The 20,574-nt window shown below is 66.4% G+C and carries 18 protein-coding genes; 6 read left to right on the top strand and 12 right to left on the bottom strand.

What is annotated here, in order from left to right:
* Positions 1-37: 37 nt before the first annotated feature.
* Entirely contained in the window at positions 38-1,039 is a 1,002-nt protein-coding gene (dgcA, locus tag CWS35_RS31425) for an N-acetyl-D-Glu racemase DgcA (protein WP_100955296.1), read from the top strand.
* Here the strand turns inward: dgcA and CWS35_RS31430 are convergent.
* On the bottom strand, positions 1,009-2,211 hold the full coding sequence (locus CWS35_RS31430; protein ID WP_100955297.1) for an MFS transporter: 1,203 nt from the start codon (positions 2,209-2,211) through the stop codon (positions 1,009-1,011). The two genes, dgcA and CWS35_RS31430, sit on opposite strands and share 31 nt — an antisense overlap.
* Positions 2,212-2,286: 75 nt before the next feature.
* Here CWS35_RS31430 and CWS35_RS31435 point away from each other — a divergent pair, with 75 nt between their 5' ends.
* Positions 2,287-3,603 carry a hypothetical protein gene (locus CWS35_RS31435; RefSeq protein WP_100955298.1) on the top strand — a complete coding sequence of 439 codons (1,317 nt, stop codon included), beginning with the start codon at positions 2,287-2,289 and terminating at the stop codon, positions 3,601-3,603.
* An 80-nt stretch (positions 3,604-3,683) separates the two neighbouring features.
* Here the strand turns inward: CWS35_RS31435 and CWS35_RS31440 are convergent, their stop codons facing one another.
* The 4 genes from CWS35_RS31440 to thiD form a co-directional block, all read right to left on the bottom strand.
* Positions 3,684-4,673: a threonine/serine dehydratase gene (locus CWS35_RS31440; RefSeq protein WP_024585044.1), complete on the bottom strand. Its 990-nt coding sequence runs from the start codon at positions 4,671-4,673 to the stop codon at positions 3,684-3,686.
* 57 nt (positions 4,674-4,730) lie between these two features.
* The gene (locus CWS35_RS31445; protein ID WP_024585045.1) at positions 4,731-5,822 is read right to left on the bottom strand and encodes a glycosyltransferase family 1 protein; all 1,092 of its coding nucleotides are present in this window, start codon (positions 5,820-5,822) and stop codon (positions 4,731-4,733) included.
* Positions 5,819-6,631: a UDP-2,3-diacylglucosamine diphosphatase gene (locus tag CWS35_RS31450; protein WP_100955299.1), complete on the bottom strand. Its 813-nt coding sequence runs from the start codon at positions 6,629-6,631 to the stop codon at positions 5,819-5,821. The genes CWS35_RS31445 and CWS35_RS31450 overlap by 4 nt, the downstream gene beginning before the upstream one ends.
* A 236-nt stretch (positions 6,632-6,867) precedes the next feature.
* On the bottom strand, positions 6,868-7,665 hold the full coding sequence (thiD, locus tag CWS35_RS31455; RefSeq protein WP_100955300.1) for a bifunctional hydroxymethylpyrimidine kinase/phosphomethylpyrimidine kinase: 798 nt from the start codon (positions 7,663-7,665) through the stop codon (positions 6,868-6,870).
* 190 nt (positions 7,666-7,855) lie between these two features.
* Between thiD and CWS35_RS31460 the strand changes: the two genes are divergently transcribed.
* Positions 7,856-8,101, top strand: a complete 246-nt coding sequence (locus CWS35_RS31460; RefSeq protein ID WP_016845986.1) for an Lrp/AsnC ligand binding domain-containing protein — start codon at positions 7,856-7,858, stop codon at positions 8,099-8,101.
* 75 nt (positions 8,102-8,176) lie between these two features.
* Here the strand turns inward: CWS35_RS31460 and CWS35_RS31465 are convergent, their stop codons facing one another.
* Complete coding sequence (locus tag CWS35_RS31465) at positions 8,177-9,106, bottom strand: cytochrome c (RefSeq protein WP_024585048.1); 930 nt, start codon at positions 9,104-9,106, stop codon at positions 8,177-8,179.
* A 165-nt stretch (positions 9,107-9,271) separates the two neighbouring features.
* Between CWS35_RS31465 and CWS35_RS31470 the strand changes: the two genes are divergently transcribed.
* A complete protein-coding gene (locus tag CWS35_RS31470; protein WP_100955301.1) occupies positions 9,272-9,694 on the top strand; it encodes a CHRD domain-containing protein in 423 nt (140 codons plus the stop codon).
* A 104-nt stretch (positions 9,695-9,798) separates the two neighbouring features.
* Here the strand turns inward: CWS35_RS31470 and CWS35_RS31475 are convergent, their stop codons facing one another.
* The 6 genes from CWS35_RS31475 to CWS35_RS31500 all read right to left on the bottom strand — a co-directional run bounded on the left by CWS35_RS31475 (position 9,799) and on the right by CWS35_RS31500 (position 18,239).
* The gene (locus tag CWS35_RS31475) at positions 9,799-10,245 is read right to left on the bottom strand and encodes a cytochrome c (RefSeq protein ID WP_024585050.1); all 447 of its coding nucleotides are present in this window, start codon (positions 10,243-10,245) and stop codon (positions 9,799-9,801) included.
* A gap of 101 nt (positions 10,246-10,346) precedes the next feature.
* Positions 10,347-12,656 (bottom strand): xanthine dehydrogenase family protein molybdopterin-binding subunit, encoded by a 2,310-nt coding sequence (locus CWS35_RS31480; RefSeq protein ID WP_100955302.1) that lies wholly within the window; start codon positions 12,654-12,656, stop codon positions 10,347-10,349.
* A 128-nt stretch (positions 12,657-12,784) separates the two neighbouring features.
* Positions 12,785-14,314, bottom strand: coding sequence for a murein biosynthesis integral membrane protein MurJ (gene murJ / locus CWS35_RS31485; protein WP_100955303.1), 1,530 nt, complete (start codon positions 14,312-14,314; stop codon positions 12,785-12,787).
* 42 nt (positions 14,315-14,356) lie between these two features.
* Positions 14,357-15,508 (bottom strand): DegT/DnrJ/EryC1/StrS aminotransferase family protein, encoded by a 1,152-nt coding sequence (locus tag CWS35_RS31490; RefSeq protein WP_024585053.1) that lies wholly within the window; start codon positions 15,506-15,508, stop codon positions 14,357-14,359.
* 48 nt (positions 15,509-15,556) lie between these two features.
* Entirely contained in the window at positions 15,557-16,573 is a 1,017-nt protein-coding gene (locus CWS35_RS31495; protein WP_024585054.1) for a Gfo/Idh/MocA family protein, read from the bottom strand.
* Between the two features lie 253 nt (positions 16,574-16,826).
* Positions 16,827-18,239: a mannose-1-phosphate guanylyltransferase/mannose-6-phosphate isomerase gene (locus tag CWS35_RS31500; RefSeq protein ID WP_024585055.1), complete on the bottom strand. Its 1,413-nt coding sequence runs from the start codon at positions 18,237-18,239 to the stop codon at positions 16,827-16,829.
* A 329-nt stretch (positions 18,240-18,568) separates the two neighbouring features.
* On the opposite strand from CWS35_RS31500, the gene CWS35_RS31505 reads away from it, so the two are divergent.
* Both CWS35_RS31505 and CWS35_RS31510 read left to right on the top strand, forming a co-directional pair.
* The gene (locus CWS35_RS31505; protein WP_024585056.1) at positions 18,569-19,555 is read left to right on the top strand and encodes a lysylphosphatidylglycerol synthase transmembrane domain-containing protein; all 987 of its coding nucleotides are present in this window, start codon (positions 18,569-18,571) and stop codon (positions 19,553-19,555) included.
* Between the two features lie 8 nt (positions 19,556-19,563).
* Positions 19,564-20,574 carry a glycosyl transferase gene (locus CWS35_RS31510; protein WP_029880259.1) on the top strand — a complete coding sequence of 337 codons (1,011 nt, stop codon included), beginning with the start codon at positions 19,564-19,566 and terminating at the stop codon, positions 20,572-20,574.

Below are 20,574 nucleotides of genomic sequence, written 5' to 3' on the forward strand. Positions count from 1 at the left end.
GTCGCAAGCTACGGTTCAGGAAATAGTAGACTTTAAAATGACTTCCACCTCACGCGGAACTGTTTCCTTGACGGTGAGGATCGAGCGCTGGCCGATCGCGGGCTCGTTCACGATCAGCCGTGGCGCCAAGACCGAAGCCGTCGTCGTGGTGGCGGAGGTCGGCCAGGGCGGCCTGATTGGCCGCGGCGAATGCGTGCCCTATCCGCGCTATGGCGAAACGCCGGAGGCGACCCTGGAGGCGATCCAGGCCATGCAGGAACCGCTTGCCGGCGGTATGGACCGCATCGCCCTGCAAGGGCGGATGCCCACCGGGGCCGCCCGCAATGCGCTGGACTGCGCGCTAGCGGACCTCGAGGCGAAGCGCGCCGGTCGGCGGATATGGAACCTGCTCGGCCGGTCTGCGCCAGAACCCCGCACCACCGCCTACACGATCTCGCTCGGGACATCAGAGGCGATGGCGGAAGCCGCCGCGAAGGCCGCGCACCGCGCGCTGCTCAAGATCAAGCTCGGCGGCGATGGCGACGGCGCGCGGATCGCCGCCGTGCGCAAGGCGGCGCCGGGTTCCGAGTTGATCGTCGATGCCAACGAGGCCTGGACCGAGGACAACCTTGCCGCCAACCTCAAGGCCTGCGCCGATGCCGGCGTCACTTTGATCGAGCAGCCGCTGCCGGCGGGCAAGGACGAAGCGCTGGCGCGGATCAAGCGGCCGGTCGCGGTGTGCGCTGACGAGAGCGTGCACGATCGCGCCTCGCTCGCCGGATTGCGCGGCCGCTACGACGCGGTCAACATCAAGCTCGACAAGACCGGCGGACTGACCGAGGCGATGGCGATGGCGGATGCCGCCCGCGCGCTCGGCTTCGAGATCATGATCGGCTGCATGGTCGCGACCTCGCTGTCGATGGCGCCGGCGATGCTGATCGCGCAGGCCGCCCGCTTCGTCGATCTCGACGGCCCGCTGCTGCTGGCGAAGGATCGCGACCATGGCCTGCGCTACGAGGGCAGCCAGGTCTATCCGCCGGACGCGGCGCTGTGGGGATGATGATGGGTTAGGCGTCCACGCGCCAGCCACGCCACCAGCCCGCCGGTGGCCGCCATCGCCGCCATCATGTCGTAGACGCCGAGCCCGAAGCGCGCATAGACCATGCCACTGACGATCGCCGTGGTGCTGGCGACGATGCCGCCGCAGGCGGTGAGATAGCCCTGCGCGCGCGCCATCACATGCCCCGGCACGTGCTGCACCATCAACCCCATGACGCCGACCTGGGTCAGGCCGAAGCTCAAGCCGTGTCCGAGCTGGACCACGGCGAGCACCGCGAGCGGCGGGTCCTGCGCGGTGATCGCCCAGCGCGCCGCGGCGCTGGCCGCTGCGATCATCACCAGCACCGCCGACGGCAGCGTGAAGCGCGGCGACAATGCGAACAGCACGATCTCGGCGATCACGCCGATCACCCAGAGGCATGCGATGGTCAGGCCGTTGAAGCCGGCCTGCTGCCAGGCAATCGAGGCGAAGATGTAATAGGCGCCGTGGCTGCCCTGGATCAGCGACGAGGCCACGATAATGGCGAGAAAGGTCGGATTGCGCAGCAGTCTTGGCGCGCCGGCCTTCGGCGCGGCGGCCGCCGCCGGACGGCCGAGCGGCCGCAAGGTCAGCCCGACCAGCGCGCCGAGCAGCGTCATGGCCGTGATGATCCAGATCAAATCGACCTCCGCGACGTAGCGGAGCAGGAAACCACTGACCAGCGCGCAGACCGCGAAGGCCGCCGACCCCCACAGCCGCAGCGGCCCGTAGCTGAGGCCGAATTGCCGGACGCCGCGCAGCGCATAGGCGTCGGTGAGCGGCACCATCGGCGTCCAGACGCAGCAGGTCAGCGCGTAGACCGCAAGCAGCACGAACGGCTGATGCTGGGTGCCGATCACGACGAAGCCCAGCGCCGTGGCGAAGCCGGTGGCGATGATCGCGCCGCGCAGCATCTGGCGCCGTTCCGCCGCCGCGGTGATCAGCGGCAGCACGGTGAAGCGCGTCACCGGCGGCACGGCGGTGATGATGCCGATCCAGGTGGCATCGATCCCGATCGCCTTCAGCCACACCGTGAAGAACGGCAGATGCACCCCGGTCATGCCGAACAGCGTGGCGTAGAATGCCGCGAGCCTTCGCGCGAATCGCCGCGATGCAACCCTGGCTGCAATGGGGATTTGTGATTCGGAAGACATCAATTCAATTGCGATTCGCGCGATATCGTGGTGATCGTTAGCGTAACGCGCAGTGATTTGCGCGAAGAGATTGTGATGGCCGAAGAAGCATTCGCCCTGTCTCCGATATCCGCCCGCGCGGCCCTGCCGAGCGAGGAGGACTATGCCGCGATCAGCGCGGCCTTCATGGAGACCTCGCGGGGCCGCTGGTTCCTCGGCGAATACGCCAAGCGCAACCGCAATGCCGACACAAGCATGGTGCTCGACGCCGTGGCGCGGATCGAAGAGAGCCTCAGCGCCCAGCGGCAGGCCGCCGCGGACGCGATCAGGGACGAGCAGTTGGCGCAGGCGCTGGCCGCCTTGCGCGGCGCGATCGAGGCCAGCCAGGCGTCCGCGATCGCCGCGCTCGACGGCATCAGCTTCGAGCCGAACCTCGCGCCGGTGCGCAAGGGCGTGCGGGTGATCCGGGAGATCTCCTGGCGGCTGCGCGAGATCGGCAATGACGGCCGGATCTGCGACATCATCGATTCGCAGGCCAGCGCGATCGAGTCCGGTGCTGCGCAGGTTTCGATGGACGACGCCAAGGCCGTGCTGGATGCCGCCTTCGCGGCGCTGGCCCGCCGGCTCAGCGAGTTCGATCCGGACAAGGCGGTCACGCCTGCGGCCAAGCCTGAAGTGGCCGAGGGCCCGGTTGCGGAACCGGCCGCGCCCTCTGCACCGCCGCCAGCAGCCGAAAGCGCCGCCGCGGCCGATAACATTGCTCCAGAAGCCGCCATGGCCGCTGCGTCGCCAGCGCTGCCCCAGGAGACCATTGCAGCGCCGAACGCCGAGGCCGCGATGCCTGCCGCAACGCCGAGCGCTGAGGCGGCTACGGCCGTGATGCCGCAACCGAGCGAGGCCTGGCTCAAAGCCGAAGCCGCACTGGCCGAAGCCGAAGCTGCGGAGCTCGCCCGGGTCACCGACGATGCCGCCGCCGACGCGCAGGACGAAGCGGTGCTCGACCTGATCGCGATGGAGATGGGCGCGCCCGATCCGGTCGACGAAGAGGCGATCGCCGAGGAAATGCGCGCCGCCGAGGAGATGCGTGTCGCCGAGGCGATGGCGGCCGAGCCCGACATGGTCGCGCCCGCGACGGAGCCCGAACCCGCGCCTGAGCCGATGCTGGCGGCCGAGCCGAAGCTCGAGATCGAATCGTCGGCAGTCGCCGTGACGCCGATTGCCTCGGCTCCAGCGGCCGTGCCGCCGCCTCTCCCGGCGAGCGTTGAAATTGCCCCGGCGCCCGCGGCAGAGGTTTCCCTCGGCGCGACCATCATTGCGAGCGGCCTGCTGAAGAAGCCGAGCGTAGCAGCCAACGATCCGCTGGCGCCGATCCGCCGCATGAGCCAGGCCGAGAAACTCGCGTTCTTCTCTTGATCGAGTTCGCGCCTGGCCGCGCAACGAAACAGGGGCAGAACGGCACCGCCCTGCCCCCGCTTGATCTCAAATCGTAGCCGTCAGGCGACGAGCTTCGCGAACAAATCCGCGTCGACATTGCCGCCCGAGAGCACGATGACGACGTTCTTGCCTCGGGCGTCGATCCGCCCGGCCAGCAGCGCGGCAAGGCCGATGGCGCCACCGGGTTCGACCACGAGTTTCAGCTCGCGATAGGCAAAGGCAACCGCCGCACCAACCTCTTCGTCGGTCGCGCTGACGCCGTTGGCGAGCAGCTTGCTGTTGATCGCAAAAGTAAGCTCGCCCGGCATCATCGCCATCAGCGCGTCGCAGATGGTGCGCGCCGCAACCGGATGCGCCTCGCGATGCCCGACCTTGAGCGACAGCGCGTGATCGTCATAGCCCGCGGGCTCGGCGACGATGACCTGGGCCTGTGGATATTTTGCTTTCACCGCGGTGGCGACACCGGCGATCAGGCCACCGCCCGACGCGGGCGCGACGACGATATCGGGGGTCAGCCCGAGCGCCGCCATGTCCTCGGCGATCTCGCGGCCGGCGGTGCCCTGGCCCGCGATCACCAGGGGATCGTCATAGGGAGGCACCAACGTCGCGCCGCGCTTGCTGGCGATGCCGCTGGCGATCGCCGCGCGGTCGTCGCGATCGCGATCGTAGAGCACGACTTCGGCGCCATACGACTTGGTCCGCTCGCGCTTGGTGAGCGGCGAGTCCGCGGGCATCACGATGGTCGCCTGCATGTTGAGGATCTTGGCCGCCGCGGCGACACCCTGGGCATGGTTGCCCGAGGAGAACGCGACGACACCTCCGCTCCGCTTGTCCTGCGGGATCGAGGCAAGCTTGTTGAACGCACCGCGAAACTTGAACGATCCGGTCCGCTGCAACATCTCGGGCTTGAGGAAAACCTGGCTGCCGACACGTTCGTTGAGAACGGGGAAGGTCAGGAGCGGCGTGCGCACCGCGAACGGCGCGACCACCCTTGCGGCGGCATCGATGTCCGCGGCAGCGACGGGTGGATTTGAAACGGTGTCCGTCATCCGCGATTTGTATCGCGACGGAGCGCGGCCCGGCAAGACGCTTTAACGTGAGATTGTTTAGCGCGAGGTCGGCTGGCTCGCCGGCAGGCCTGCGAAATGGTGCTCCTCGGCACCGAATTCGAACACCTCCCCCTCGCCGTCCGGCGCCGCGGGGCGGACGTTCAGGCAGCGCTCGATGAACACCCGGGCCGACGCCTGCCAGGTATGCAGCGCGGCGAAATCGACGCAGGCCTGCCGCGGGATGCTGAGCGCCTCCAGGCAGGCGTGATGCAGATCCTCGTCGAGCACGCCGACCGGTGCCGCGCCAATCACGTCGCGGGGGCCGGTGACCGGAAATGCGGCAACCGGCAGACCGCTCGCCAAGGCCTCGAGCAACACCAGACCGAACGTATCGGTGCGGCTGGGGAAAACGAACACATCGGCCGCCGCATAGATCTCAGCCAATTCTTCTCCATGGCGCGCGCCGAGGAAGACGGCTTCCGGATATTTCCGCTCCAGCGCAGCCCGCGCCGGGCCGTCCCCGACCACAACCTTGGTGCCGGGCAAATCGAGATCGAGGAATGCCTCGAGGTTTTTCTCCACCGCGACCCGGCCGACGCTCAGATAGACCGGCTGCGGCAGGCAGAGATCGACATCACGCGGATGGAACAGCGCGGTGTCGACGCCGCGCGACCACAGCACCACGTTGCGGAAGCCACGCTGGCGCAGTTCGGCCGCCAGCGCCGGCGTCGCCGCCATCACGGCCCGGCTCGGCTTGTGGAACCAGCGCAACGCACGCCACACCCAGGCTTCCGGAACCGGCGTCCGTGCCGACACATACTCCGGGAAACGGGTGTGGAAGCTCGTCGTGAACGGCAGGCCGTGCTTGCGGCAATAGCGGCGGACCGAAAGCCCGATCGGGCCTTCGGTCGCGATATGGATGCTGTCGGGCTTGGCCGCCTTGATCAGGCTGGCGACCTTGGCCTGATACGGCAATGCCAGCCGGAGATCGCGGTAGCTCGGCATCGCGAAGGTGCGGAACTCGTCCGGCGTCAGGAAACTCACCTCGACGCCGAGCGATTTCGCCGCCTGCGCCATCATGGTCAGCGTGCGGACAACCCCGTTGACCTGGGGATGCCACGCATCGGTCGCGACCAGGATATGCGTCATGCAGCGCGTGCCGTCACTCGCGGAACTGGCGCGATCCGGCGCAGCGGGTCGGTCCAGGTGATGATTTCGAAATGGCCGTCCTCGTGCTCGGCGAGCGCGGTGCAGCTCTCAACCCAGTCGCCGCAATTCATGTAGCGGATGCCGTGCTCGTCATGAATGGTCGCGTAGTGGATGTGGCCGCAGATCACGCCGTCGCAGCCGTGACGACGCGCTTCGCCGGCAAGCGTGGCCTCGAACGCGCCGATATAGTTGACCGCCTTCTTGACCTTCAGCTTCGCCCATTGCGACAGCGACCAGTAGGGCACGCCGAACATCTTGCGGAAGAAGTTGACGAAGCGATTCATCTGGATCGCGAAGTCGTAGGCCTTGTCGCCGAGATGGGCGAGCCAGCGCGCGTTCTGCACCACGAGGTCGAAGATGTCGCCGTGGATCACGAGGTAGCGCTTGCCGTCGGCGCCGGTATGGATGGTGTTCTCCACCACATCGATGCCGCCGAAATGCGTGCCGTAATATCTGCGCAGGAACTCGTCGTGGTTGCCCGGAACGTAGATCACCTTGGCGCCCTTGCGGGCCTTGCGCAGCATCTTCTGCACGAAGTCGTTGTGAGTCTGCGGCCAGTACCAGTTCGACTTCAGCGCCCAACCGTCGACGATATCACCAACGAGGTAGATCGTGTCGGCGTCGTGAGAGCGGAGGAAGTCCAGCAGGCGGTCGGCTTGCGAACCGCGGGCTCCGAGATGGACATCGGAGATAAACAAAGTGCGAAAGCGCCGCTCGGGGCTTTCTTCACTCAAGGAGTCACTTCCCATGCCTGTGCACCTAACAGATTCCTGTGACAGGGCGATGACGATCCCGCGACCTGAGGTCCCACAAAGAGTTAACGAGAATCAGCAGCACGCCCCTTCACTGCGGATAACAGCGACGTGCGACAATCTGGCGACATGAGCGGTCGCGGCTGTGTGGAACGGGCGTTGTGTTGCGCGCATGGCGCAGCGGGACGACGAGGGCAGTCGATGAATGCGTAGCCGGATTCAGCTACCGAGTTTCAATAGTATTTGTGGAAGTGATGCACCGGCCCGTGACCGTGTCCAACGGCAAAGCGATCGGCGGCCGCGATCGCATCGGTGATCCACGCCTTGGCGTGACGCACCGCGGTCTCCATCGTCTCACCCTTGGCAAGCCCCGCCGCGATCGCCGACGACAGCGAGCAGCCGGTGCCATGCGTGTTGGCGGTGGCGATGCGCGGCGCCGACAGCGCGATGCTGCGGTCGGCGTCGATCAGATAGTCGATGCTCTCGGAGCCGTGTCCGTGGCCGCCCTTGACCAGCACCGCGCGACAGCCCATCGCCAGCAGTTGCTTGCCTTGTCGTTCGACCTCGGCTTCGTTCGATGCGACCGGCTCGTTGAGCAGCGCAGCCGCTTCCGGCAGGTTCGGCGTGATCAGCGACGCCAGCGGAAACAGCAGGGTCTTCAGCGCGTCGACGGCTTCAGCGGCAAGCAGCCGGTCGCCCGATGTTGCGACCATCACCGGATCGAGCACGATGTGGCGCGGCGCCCAGCGCGTCAGCCCATCGGCGATCGCGGCAATGGTCTCGGCCTGCGCCACCATGCCGATCTTGACCGCACCGACCGCGAGGTCGGAAAACACCGCATCGATCTGCGCGCTGACGAAGGCCGCCGGCACCGGATGGATGCCGCTGACACCCTTGGTGTTCTGCGCGGTGAGCGCCGTGATGGCCGAGGCGCCATAGACCCCGAGCGCGGCAAAGCTCTTGAGGTCGGCCTGGATGCCCGCGCCGCCCGAGGAATCCGAGCCGGCAATGGTGAGCGCGACCGGCGTCATTGCGCAGCACCGGCGGTTGATACGAACGAGACCATGACGAAGTGCACCATGGCCTGTCCTAGCCCGGCCGCCCGCCGGCAGCAAGTTTGCCTGACTTTACCGCGAGTTGACCCTGCCTCGGGCCCCCTCCCCCTTGCCTTGGCCGCCGGTTTTTGGCCTATAGTCGCTGATATCCCCGGAGACGACTTTGATGGTTCCCTTCTTCGTCCAGATCAAATGCAAGCTCGGCCAGTCCTACACCGTCGCCAACGCGCTGGCGGAAGCCGAGATTGCGTCCGAGATCTATTCCACCGCGGGCAATTACGATCTGCTGGTCAAGTTCTACGTCGACCACGACACCGACATCGGCCATTTCATCAACGAGAAGGTTCAGGTGATCCCGGGCATTCAGGACACCCTCACCATCATCACCTTCAAGGCGTTCGGCGCGAAGTAGGCTCTGCCTGCCCGAGAACTTTCGTTCACCTCTCCCAAAGGGAGGGGTGGACCGATGTCCCCACCAGCATCCCCGCTAGGACTTCTTCTCGGGCTTCGTGGGCTTCGGCGGTCCCTCGACCGGCGGCAGCGACTTGATGTAGTCGGCGATCGCGTCGCGATCGCCTGACGGAAGCTGCGAGGTGTTGCGGATCACCCGCACCATCGATCCGCCGGCGCTGTCGCCATCCGGCGTCTGCCCGCTCTCGAGGAAATAGGCGATATCCTTCGCGCTCCAGTCGGACAGCCCCTTCTGCGTGATGTTGGGCACCCAGCCCTCGCCTTCCGGATTCGGGCCGCCGGCAAAGCGCTGCGCGCTGACGATGCCGCCGAGGAAATTGCGCGGGCTGTGACACTCGGCGCAATGGCCGAAGCCGTTGACGAGATAGGCACCTCGATTCCATTGCGCCGAGCGGCTCGCGTCCGCGACGAACGGCTTGCCGTCCATGAACAGGAATTTCCAGACGCCGATATTGCGGCGGATGTTGAACGGAAACGGCACATCGTGGTCGCGCACCTTGCCCGCCACCGACGGCAAGGTCTTCAGATAGGCGAACAGGTCGCGGACGTCGTTGACCTTGGCGTGCTGATACGACGGATAGGGAAACGCCGGGAAATAGTGCGTGCCCGACGGCGACGTGCCCTTCATGACCGCGGTGACGAAGTCGGCCTCGCTCCAGCGGCCGATGCCGTCGTTGGGATCGGGCGAGATGTTCGGCGCATAGAAGGTGCCGAACGGCGACGGTATCGCCAGCCCGCCGCCGAGTCTGGTGCGGTCATCCTGCTTCGGCACGGCATGACAGGAGGAACATCCTCCGGCATTGAACGTTGTGAGGCCATTGGCAAGGTCGGGCTGATAGGCCGGCAGCGCGCTGGCGGCGACGGTCGCGGGGATCGTCAGCCACCAGAACACGGCGAGGCCGATGGCGCCGACCAGGCCGGCCAGGAGGAGAATTCGTCGCAACATTCACCGATCCGTCATTGGTCGCGTCAGTCTATCAACCAGTATGATGGCAAGCGGTCGCACAAGCTCGCATCAAATTTGCCGCATGCACGTTCATTTTGGGAATAAATCGGAACGGCCGCGGTTTGAACACTGCAACCATCGTGTGACGTCAAAGGGGAGAGAACCATGCCCAACAAGACCTTGCTTGCCGCGCTGACCCTCGGCGCTGTCGTCGCCCTCGCCGGCCCGGCCTTTGCCGAGAAGCTGCATGCCAAGCTGGACGGCAAGACCGAAGTACCGCCGAACACCAGCGCCGGCACCGGCACCGCCGACATCGACTATGACGCCGCCTCCAAGAAGCTGAGCTGGAAGCTGACCTATTCCGGCCTGACTGGTCCGGCCACTGCTGCGCACTTCCACGGCCCTGCGGAGGCCGGCAAGAATTCCGGCGTCGCGGTCGCGATCCCGAACGCGACGTCGAGCCCGGTCGAAGGCAGCGCAACGCTCACCGACGCGCAGGCCGCCGATCTGCTCGCCGGCAAGTACTATGTCAACGTCCACACCGTGGCCAACCCGGGCGGCGAGATCCGCGGCCAGGTGACCAAATAGCCGCGGACGAAGTCGTCGCAGGCGAAGACACGCGAACAAGAAACGGCCGACACAAAAAGGGGCGGGTGCCTGAAGCACCCGCCCTTTCGTTGATCGAACCGCGATCAGCCCTTCTTGAGGCGATAGGTCTCGTGGCAGCCGCCGCACTGCTTGCCGATCACGCCCAGCTCCGCCTTCAGCGTATCGACATCCTTGATCTTGCCCTTGGCATCAGCGACGGCCTTGGCATAGCTCGCGATGTGCTGCTCGAAGCCGGCCTTGTCTTCCCAGATCTTCGGCCCGGCCGAGTAGTCGCCGTCGGTCTTCAGCCCCTTGGAGCTTTCCGGGAACAGCGTCGGCAGCTTCTTGGCGGTGTCCTCGAACTTCGCCAGCGCGGCGTCGACGGTTGCCTGGTCATAGGGCTTCTCGCCCTTGACGATGGCCCCGAGCGCACCGGCGTTCTTGCCGGTTTCCTTCATCTGGGCCTGGGTCTGCTTGACCTGATCCTGGTCGGCGACGACCGCACCGGCACTCAACACAAGCATCGCAGCAACGACGACAATCCGTTTCATCGGCAATCCCCTCAATCCTGCTCTGTCCCGGTCCGCGGTCTGCGGCCGGCCTGACCTGCAAACACCGCAGGCGGAATCTTCATTCCGCCTGCGACAATTTATCAGAGAGTGTGGCGGCGCTGCGCCTCGCGGATCGCAATCCAGACCCGCTCCGGCGTGGCCGGCATGTCGATGTGGTCGATCCCGTATTCGCGATGCAACCCCTCGACGATCGCGTTGACGATCGCCGGGCACGAGCCGATCGCACCGGCCTCGCCGGCCCCCTTCACGCCCATCGGATTGGTGGTGCAGGGAACGTTGTTGGTCTCGAACACGAACGACGGACCGTCGGCGGCACGCGGCATCGCGTAATCCATGAACGTGCCGGTGACGAGCTGGCCGTCGGTTTGGCTGTAGACCGCCTGCTCCATCAGCGCCTGCCCGATGCCCTGCATCGCGCCGCCATGAACCTGGCCCGCGAGCATCAGCGGATTAAGCGTGACGCCGAAATCGTCGACGATGACATAGCTGACGATCTTGATGATGCCGGTGGCGGGATCGATCTCGACCTCGGCGAGATGGGTGCCGTTCGGATAGGTGCCGTCGGCGCTGGCGAACGTCGCGCTGGCATTCATCTTTGCGGTGTCGCCGCCGGGACGCTTGGCGAGATCGGCGAAGCTGACCGAGCGATCGGTGCCGGCGATGCGGATCCGGCCGTCGGCGATCTCGAGGTCGCCGGTGCCGGCTTCCAGCGCCTGCGCCGCCAGCTCCTTCAGCTTGTTGCCGAGTTCATGCGTCGCCCGCTGCACGCTGACGCCGCCGGACGGGATCGATGCCGAGCCGCCGGTGCCGAGGCCGGTCGCGATCTTGTCGGTGTCACCTTGCAGCACATGGACGCGCTCCGGCGGCACGCCGAATTGCTCGGCGACGATCTGCGCATAAGCGGTCTGGTGGCCCTGCCCGCTCGACTGGGTGCCGATCAGGACCGAGATGTCGCCATTGGGATCGAGCGCCACCTTGGCGGTCTCCTCACCCATGGTGCCGCAGACCTCGACATAGCTCGCCATGCCGATGCCGCGCACCAGGCCGTCCTTCTTGGCCGCCTTGGCGCGCTTTGAAAACTCCTTCCAGTTGGCGATCTCCATCGCGCGCTTCATGTGCGCGACGAAGTCGCCGGAGTCGTAGACCTTGCCGGTCGCGGTCGTATAGGGCAGCGACTTCGGCAGGATGAAGTTCTTCCGCCTGATCGCGTCCGGCGTCATGCCGAGCTTGCGCGCAGCAGCGTCGACCAGCCGCTCGATGACATAGGCGGCCTCCGGGCGGCCGGCGCCGCGATAGGCATCGACCGGCACGGTGTTGGTGAACACGGTGCGGACGCGGCAATGGAAGGCCTGGATGTCATAGAGGCCCGGCAGCATGCCGGCGCCGCCATGCGGGATATAGGGCGCAAAGGTCGAGAGATAGGCGCCCATATCGCCCATCAGGTCGACATCCATGCCGAGGAATTTGCCGTCCTCGGCCAGCGCCATCTTCGCGGTGGTGAGATTGTCGCGGCCCTGCGCGTCGCCCATGAAGTGGTCGGAGCGCTCGGCGGTCCACTTGACCGACTTCTTGAGCTTGCGCGCGGCGACTGCGACCAGCGCGTATTCCCGGTACGGAAACAGCTTGGTGCCGAAGCCGCCGCCGACATCCGGGCAGATCACCCGCATGTTCTCCTTCGGCATCTTCAGGATCATGTCGCAGAGGATCTCGCGCAGGCGATGGCTGCCCTGGCTGCCGATCGTCAGCGTCAGATGGTCCTTCTTGGCGTCGTATTCGGCGACCGCGGCGCGCGTTTCCATGAAGTTGGTGATGACGCGCGGATTGACGATGGTGATCTCGGCGACCGCATGCGCCTTGGCGAACGCCGCCGCGGCGGCGCCCTTGTCGCCGATCGAGACGTCGAACAGCACATTGCCGGGTTTGTCCGGCCAGACCTGCGGCGCGCCCTTCTTCACCGCGTTGAGGAGACCTGCCACCGCCGGCAGCGGCGTCCATTTGACGTCGATCGCCTCGATCGCGTCGCGGGCATGATCGAGGTTATCGGCGACCACGAAGGCGATGGCGTCGCCGACATGGCGCACCTCGTCCTTGGCGAGGATCGGATAAGGCGGCGCGGTGAACGGATCGGTTTCCAGATTGAACAGGCACGGCAGCCCGCCGAGTTCGGCGACATCGGCCGCGGTCAGGATCAGCGCCACGCCGGGCAGGCCGCGGGCCTTGCCGGCATCGATCGTGTAGGTGGCATGCGCATGCGGCGAGCGCAGCATCAACGCGTGCAATGCGGGAGACGGCGCGACGTCGTCGGTGTAGCGGCCCTTGCCGCGAATCAGAGCGTCGTCCTCCTTGCGCCGCACGCTTTGTCCGACGCCGAATTTGATGGGAGCTGCCATCGTCTCTCCAATTGCCTTGGTGTGTTTTGCGCATATTGGCGTGGTTGTCCGCGAAGCGCAAACCGCTTTCGGTCGCGCGCGGCGCCGTCTCGCACCCCGCTCCTATGCACTTGATTTGAAAGGTAAAACTATACGCGCCGCAGTGCGAACAACCAGCCGCGGCCGAACAGCGCGAGGATCAGGAACGCGTAGACGAAGACGCCGACCGCAATCAGCAGCAGCAGGACCAGTTCGTTGCGGAAATGCTGCACCGGCGCGAACCACACATAGGCGAAATGCGAGGTCAGCCAGAGCGCGAGCGCGAGCAGCGCACCGCACAGCGCGAAGGTCGCAAACGAGCGGATCAGCACGCGATCGAGCACGAGATAGCCGCGGCGCCCGGCGAAGAACAGCACCAGCAGCAGGTTGACCCAGGCCCCGACCGCGGTCGCGAGCGCGAGGCCGACCTGCGCGAGCGAGCCGACCAGCGCGATCTTCAGCGCGACATTGACCGCGACCCCGGTCAGCGCCGCCTTCACTGGCGTTGCGGTATCCTTGCGCGCGTAGAAGGTCGCAACCGCGCTGCGGATCATCACGAAGGGAATGAGCCCGACCGCATAGGCGGCAAGCGTGGCGCCGGCGCTCGCGGCATCGGCCTTCGAGAACGCGCCGCGGGCAAACATCGCGCGCATGATCGGATCTGCGACTGTCAGGAACGCCGCCACGAACGGCACCGAGAACAACAGCGTGAAATCGAAGGCACGGCGCTGCGCGGCCATCGCGCCGGCGTGATCGTCGGCGGTCAGGCGTCGCGACATCTCCGGCAGCAGCACGGTGCCGATCGCGATCCCGATCACGCCGATCGGCAATTGATTGAGACGATCGGCGTAGTACAGCGCCGACAGCGCGCCAGCCGGGAGGAAGGTCGCGATGATGGTGTCGGCGAACAGCGCAACCTGGGTTCCCATCGAGCCCAGCGTCGCAGGGCCCAGCGCGCGGAAGAAGGCGCGGACGTCCTCGTCGAGCTTGAGGGGCGCGAACCGCGGCAGGCCGCCATGGCGCGCGAGGTCGCCGGCGAGCAGAGCAAACTGCAGGAAACCCGAGATCAGCACGCCCCAGGCCGCGGCATGGCCGGCGCTCGGGAAGAACGCCGCGAGCGCCAGCGTCATCATCATCGCGAGGTTGAGGAAGATCGGCGCAGCAGCGGCGCTGGCGAAGCGATGCATCACGTTGAGCATGCCGCCATAGAGCGTCACCAGCGTGATCAGCAGCAGATAGGGAAAGGTGATCCGCGTCAGCTCGATCGCAAGCTTGCGCTGTTCGGCGTCGTCGGTGAAGCCCGGCGCGAGGATGCTCATCGCCTGCGGCATGAACGCCATCGCCACGACGAGCAGGATCACCTGCGAGGCGAACAGCAGCGTGAAAATGCGGTCGGCGAACAGCCGCGCCGACGCCTCGCCGCGCTCGCCATGGACATGGGCATAGGCCGGCACGAAGGCGGCGTTGAAGGCGCCTTCGGCAAAGATCGCGCGGAAATGATTGGGCAGCCGCAGCGCCACGAAGAAGGCATCGGCGACCGGCCCGGCGCCGAGGATCGCCGCGAGCATGATGTCGCGCGCGAATCCGGTCACCCGCGAAAGCAGGGTATAGCCGCCAACGGTGAAGATGCGCCCAAGCATGGCTGCTTCTAGCGCATCATCACCCTAGGTCAAAATGACTGATCAGGCCGACAGCGCGCTGCGCACAGCCGCGATGATGCGGTCCTGGGTCGCCTCGTCGAGATAGGGGTGCATCGGCAGCGCGATGACGTCCTTTGACAGGCGCTCGCTGACCGGCAGGCCGCCCTCGGCAACCGGGAAGTGGCTGTAGGCCGTCTGCTGATGCACCGACTTCGGATAGTAGATCATGGTCGGAACGCCCTGCGCCTTCAGGGCTGCCGCGAAGGTGTCGCGATCGATGCCCTCGGACAGGCGGATGGTGTACTGCGCCCACACCGAGGTGCAGCCCGGAGCCAGGCGCGGCACCGCGACCAGGTTGCCGAGCGCGCGCGAATAGCGCTCCGCCAACTTGTTGCGCGCCGCGATCTCGTCGTCGAAGATCTTCAGCTTCTCGAGCAGGATCGCCGCCTGCATGGTGTCGAGCCGCGCGGTGAGGCCGAGCCGCACATTGTCGTACTTGTCCGAGCCCTGGCCGTGGACGCGGATGCTGCGCAGCGTGGCCGCGAGTTCCGCATCGTCGGTGAAGATCGCGCCGCCGTCGCCGAAGCAGCCGAGCGGCTTGGCGGGGAAGAAGCTGGTGCCAGTGGCGAGACCGAAGGTGCCGAGCTTGCGGTTCTTGTAGGTTGCGCCGAAACCCTGCGCGGCATCATCCAGCACGAACAGGCCCTCGGCCTCGGCGACCGCCGCGATCGCGTCATGGTCGGCGCTCTGGCCGAACAGGTCGACCGGGATCACCGCCACCGGCTTCAGCCCGCGCGCCCGCGCGGTCGCGATGCCGCGCTTCAGCGAGTTGACGTCGATGTTGAAGGTCTCCTCGTCGACGTCGACGAAAACCGGCGTCGCGCCGGTCAGCGTCACGACTTCGCCGGTCGCGCAGAAGGTGAAAGTCGGGCACAGCACCGCATCGCCCGGGCCGACATTCTTCGCCATCAGCACCATCAGCAGCGCGTCGGTGCCGCTGGCGCAGCTCACCACATGCTTGGCGCCGCTATAGTCCGCCAGCGCCTTCTCCAGCGCGGTGACCTCGGGACCATTGATGAACTGGCAATGGTCGAGCACGCGCGCGACCGCGTCATCGATCGACTTGCCGAGCCGCCGGCGCTGCGCGGAAATATCGATGAAGGGGATGGGCTCAAGCTGCATATGCTGGTTCATGGAAGCTCTTTGCAGGTGTTGAATGAATGACAATCGGCCGGTGAAGGATCAGCCGGCGACGCGGCGCGGCCCCTTGCGGATCGTCGAGGCGGCGGGCCTCGCGGGCGATTCCAGGCAGCGGATCGCGATCTCGAGGCTCGCGACGCCCTCGTCGCCGGACACCGCCGGCAGCTTGCCGCTACGCACGGCATCGAGGAAAGCGATCAGCTCGGCGCGCAGCGGTTCGTCATGACCGACCGGCAGGTGACGCATCGAATAGCTGCCGTCCGGCTTGAAGCCGAAGCATTCGGTGACCTGGCGCGTCAGCAGGTCGCCCATCACATATTTGCCGCGGGTCGCGACCGTGACGTTGCGCGCCTTGAACGGCGTCAGCCAGTTGGTGTTGATGTGGGCGAGCACGCCGGAGGCGGTGCGGAACTGGAGCAGCGCGATATCCTCGCGCTCGGCGACCGCGCTGGAGAGCTGCGGCTGCACCTCGACGATGTCGGACTCGGTGAACCAGCGGATCAGGTCGATGTCGTGCACCGCGAGGTCGATCACGACGCCGACATTGGACATCCGCGGCGGGAACGGGCCGACCCGGGTGATGCCGATCGACAGGATGTCCTCGCCCGAGATCGCCTGCTTGATCGCGGCGACCGCCGGATTGAAGCGCTCGACATGGCCGACCATCAGCGTGACGCCGGCCTTGTCCGCGGCGGCGACGATCTCGCGTCCCTCCTCGACGGTGGAGGCGACCGGCTTCTCGACCAGGATATGGATGTTGCGCGCGATGCAGGCGAGCGCGATTTCGTGATGCAGGTGGGTGGGCGCTGCGATCGTCACCGCATCGACGCCTTCGGCGAGCAGCTGATCGAGGTCTTCGAAGGCGCGGCAGCCGACCAGGCCGACGGCGCGCGAACGGTGTTCGGGGAGCGGATCGACGATGCCGACCAGCGCGACACCGGGCAGTCCGGCCAGCACGCGGGCATGGTTGCTGCCCATCACGCCGGCGCCGATCACGCCGACACGCAATGCGCGGCCGGTATCGGCATTCGCGCCCGCTGCGGACACTTTTGCATTCATTTCGTAGACCCCAAGTAACGTTCTGGCGGTTGTCCCGGCTTCTCTGGGAGCCACCCCGGCTCCGAGCGAATCAACACCACGGCTCTCGTCCGATCAGGCGCTTCGGCGCAAATCACGACCCCGCTTCGTTGGCAGCCGCTATAGCACGACGTCACAAATGTGGCGAATGCCAACGACGAAATCCGGACACGTTTTGATTCAAAGAGTTACATCGTCCCGCGCCGCATGATCGGCGCAGGAACCAGCGCAACCCTCAGGTGCGCTGATAATCGTCCTCGATGCGGATGATGTCGTCTTCGCCGAAATAGCTGCCGGTCTGCACCTCGATCAGCTCGAGCTGAATCTTGCCCGGGTTCTCCAGCCGGTGCACGGCGCCGATCGGGATGTAGATCGATTCATTCTCGTGCACCGTCTTGATCAGCTCGTTGACGGTGACCTGCGCGGTGCCGCGCACCACGATCCAGTGCTCGGAGCGGTGGTGATGCTTCTGCAGCGACAGCCGCCCGCCCGGCTTGACGATGATGCGCTTGACCTGATGGCGGTCGCCATTGTCGACCGACTGATAGGAGCCCCAGGGACGATGCACCTTGATGTGGCTCTCGGTCACCTCGGGTGCCGTCACCTTCAGTTTCGCGACCAGCCGCTTCAGCCCGTTGGCATCCTTCTGGCGCGACACCAGCACGGCGTCCTGGGTCGCGACCACGACGAGGTCGTCGACGCCTTCGAGCGCCACCAGCGCGCGGTCGGTCGCGACGTTGCAATTGCGGCTGTCCTCGAACACCGCCGTGCCGCGCGCCGCGTTGCCGAGGCTGTCCTTGTCGGAGAGCTCCCAGACCTGGCGCCACGAGCCGATGTCGGACCAGCCGCACGCCACCGGCACCACCGCCGCATGGGAGGTCTTCTCCATCACCGCGTAGTCGATCGAGATCGCCTTTGCCGCAGCGAAGGCCGCGGCATCGAGCTTGACGAAGCCGAGATCGCGCGCCGCCGACGCGACCGACTGCTCCACCGAGGCCACGCTGTCGGCATCGACATTGCGGTACTCATCGAGCAGCACGCCGGCGCGGAACATGAAGTTGCCGCTGTTCCAGAGATAGCCGGCATCGATGTAGCCGGCTGCCGTCGCGGCATCCGGCTTCTCGACGAATTTCGCCACCGCCCGCACCTCGCCGGCGACCACGTCGCCCGGACTGATGTAGCCGTATTCGGTGGCGGGCCGCTCCGGCTTGACGCCGAAGGTCACGATGCGGCCGGCTTCCGCCGCCACCAATCCGCCGCGGCATGCGGCGACGAAGGCCTGGGTATCCCGCACCAGATGGTCGGCGGCGAGCGCCAGCACGATCGCGTCACTGTCGCGGCTTTGCGCGAACACGGCGCCGGCCGCGATCGCGGGTCCGGAGTCGCGGCGCATCGGTTCCAGCAACACGTCGGCCTCGCGGCCGATCTCGGCCAATTGCTCCAGCACCATGAAGCGATACGCCTCATTGGTGATCACGATCGGCCGCTCGAACAGGCCCGCATCGGACACCCGCAGCAACGTCTCCTGGAAGGTCGAGCGGGCCCCGAACAGCGAGAGGAACTGCTTCGGGTGCACCTCGCGTGACGCCGGCCAGAGCCTCGTGCCTGCGCCGCCGCACATGATCAGGGGAATAATTCGTCGATCCATCGATGCCTCAAGTCCTGTCGCAGACGACACACCAAATTGGCCCCGGGCCACCGCGGCCGACAGCCCTGTTACCTGGGAAGCACGATCCGAGCAGTATCACGCGCCCCCACGCGCCTGGTCGGATCTTACCGGTATTGTAAACCGCCGGTGAGTGGCTGGCCGTCCCCCGTTACGGCCTCTTTAACCGCCCCTTCGCACCTGCCGCAATAGGGACCAGTACGGGTATTGCCAGATCGGTGCGGAAACCATACCAAGGCGGCGAATTTGGGCGCGCGAAAGCGTTTTGCGCTTTTTTTGACACAATCTGACACCTGGCAGCGCGAACGGAAATGCGCCGAATCCTGCTTTCGACCGCCAAGCTCCTGATCTCGGGTGCGCTGCTCTATTTCTCGCTGCGCAAGGTCAATCTGTATGACCTCGCCTCCCGCATCCAGGTCGAGAGCCTGGGCTGGCTCGGCCTCGCGATCGCGGTCACATTCTTGCAGATCTTCCTCGGGGTGCTGCGCTGGCGGGAGATCAGCGCTGAGTGCGGCGCGCCGCTCGGGACCGGGCAGGCGATGCGCTACAACGTGATCGGCACCTTCTTCAACCAGACCCTGCCGTCCTCGATCGGCGGCGACGCGGTGCGGCTCTGGCTGGTCGCACGGGCCGGCGCGGGCTGGCGCGCGGCCACCTATTCGATCTTCGTCGACCGCGCGATCGGACTGATCGCCCTGGCCGTCGTCATCGCCGCCGCCTTGCCGTGGAGCTACCGGCTGATCTCCGATACCCACGGCTGGATGGCGTTGCTGCTGCTCGACCTCGCCGCGCTTGCGGCCGGATTTGGTTTCCTGCTGATCGGCGCGTTGCCCTGGCCGTGGCTGAAGCAGTGGTGGGCGACGCATCACGTCCACGCCTGCGCCGTGATCGCCAACCGGGTGTTGTTCAGCCGCGAGCACGGATTGCGGGTCGCGACCCTCTCGATCGCCATTCACGTCGTCACCGTCGTGATCGGCTGGTGCGTGGTGAAGTCGATCACGGCTCCGGTCACCTTCGGCCAGATCTTTCAGTTGTTGCCGCCGGTGATGCTGATCACGATGATGCCGATCTCGATCGCGGGCTGGGGCGTACGCGAAGCCACCATGGCGCTGGCGTTCGGCTATGCCGGATTGATCGCCAATGAGGGCGTCAACATCTCGCTGCTGTTCGGCGCGGTGTCGTTCGTGGTCGGGGTGTTCGGCGGCCTGGTCTGGATCCTGAGCCCTGAAAAAGCCGCCAAGGGCGCCGAGCCGATCGAAGTCCCGGGATCGCCATCGCGAGTCCCGGGATCGCAGTAGCCGGACCGATGAATAGTTTCGAGACCCTCCTGTCGCTGATCGCCGTGGTGCTCGCCGCATCGATCTCGGCCGTCCTGATCCTGCTGACGCGGCCGCTGCTGCTGCGCGTGGCGCTGGCGAAGCCGAATGCGCGCTCGTCGCATCGCACCCCGACGCCACAGGGCGCTGGAATCGCGGTCACGATCGCCACACTGCTCGCGGGCGGGATCGTCATCATGCTGGCGGGATCGCCGGACCTGACGATTCCGTTCATCGTGTTCGCGGCCTGCCTGTTCATCGCGGTGGTGGGTTTCGCCGACGACGTCCGCTCCCTGCCCGTCGTTCCTCGGCTGCTGCTACAGGCCGCCGCCGTCGCGGCCGTGGTGCTCTCGGTGCCGGGCGATCTCAGGCTCGTTCCGGCCTGTCCGGCCTGGTTCGAACGCGGCCTATTGGTGATCGCCGGCCTGTGGTTCGTGAACCTCGTCAACTTCATGGACGGGCTCGACCTGATGACGGTGGCCGAGGCGATCCCGGTCACGGTGGCGGTCGCCCTGCTCGGCGGCGCCGGCTACATCCCGGCGGCGCCCGCGCTGGTCGCGGCAGCCCTGTGCGGAGCGATGCTCGGCTTCGCGCCGTTCAACCGGCCGGTGGCGAGAATATTCCTCGGCGATGTCGGCAGCCTGCCGATCGGCCTGCTGCTCGGCTGGTGTCTGCTCGAACTCGCGTTGCGCCAGCAATTCGCGGCCGCGCTGCTGCTGCCGCTCTACTATCTGGCGGACGCCACGGTCACGCTGTTCCGGCGCATCGCGCGTCGCGAGCCGTTCTGGGCCGCGCATCGCACGCACTTCTATCAGCGCGCGACAGACAACGGGTTCACGGTGTGGCGCGTCGTCGGCGAGGTGTTCGCGCTCAACGTCGTGCTGGCGCTGCTCGCATTCGCCTCGGTCGTCATCAATTCGCTTGCCGCGGATGCCGTCCTGCTGCTTGCCGGGGCGCTCGCCGTTGCCTGGCAGTTGCGCCGGTTCTCACGGCCGCGCTGA

The sequence above is a fragment of the Bradyrhizobium sp. SK17 genome, assembly GCF_002831585.1.
In the GTDB taxonomy this organism is placed as follows: Bacteria; Pseudomonadota; Alphaproteobacteria; order Rhizobiales; family Xanthobacteraceae; genus Bradyrhizobium.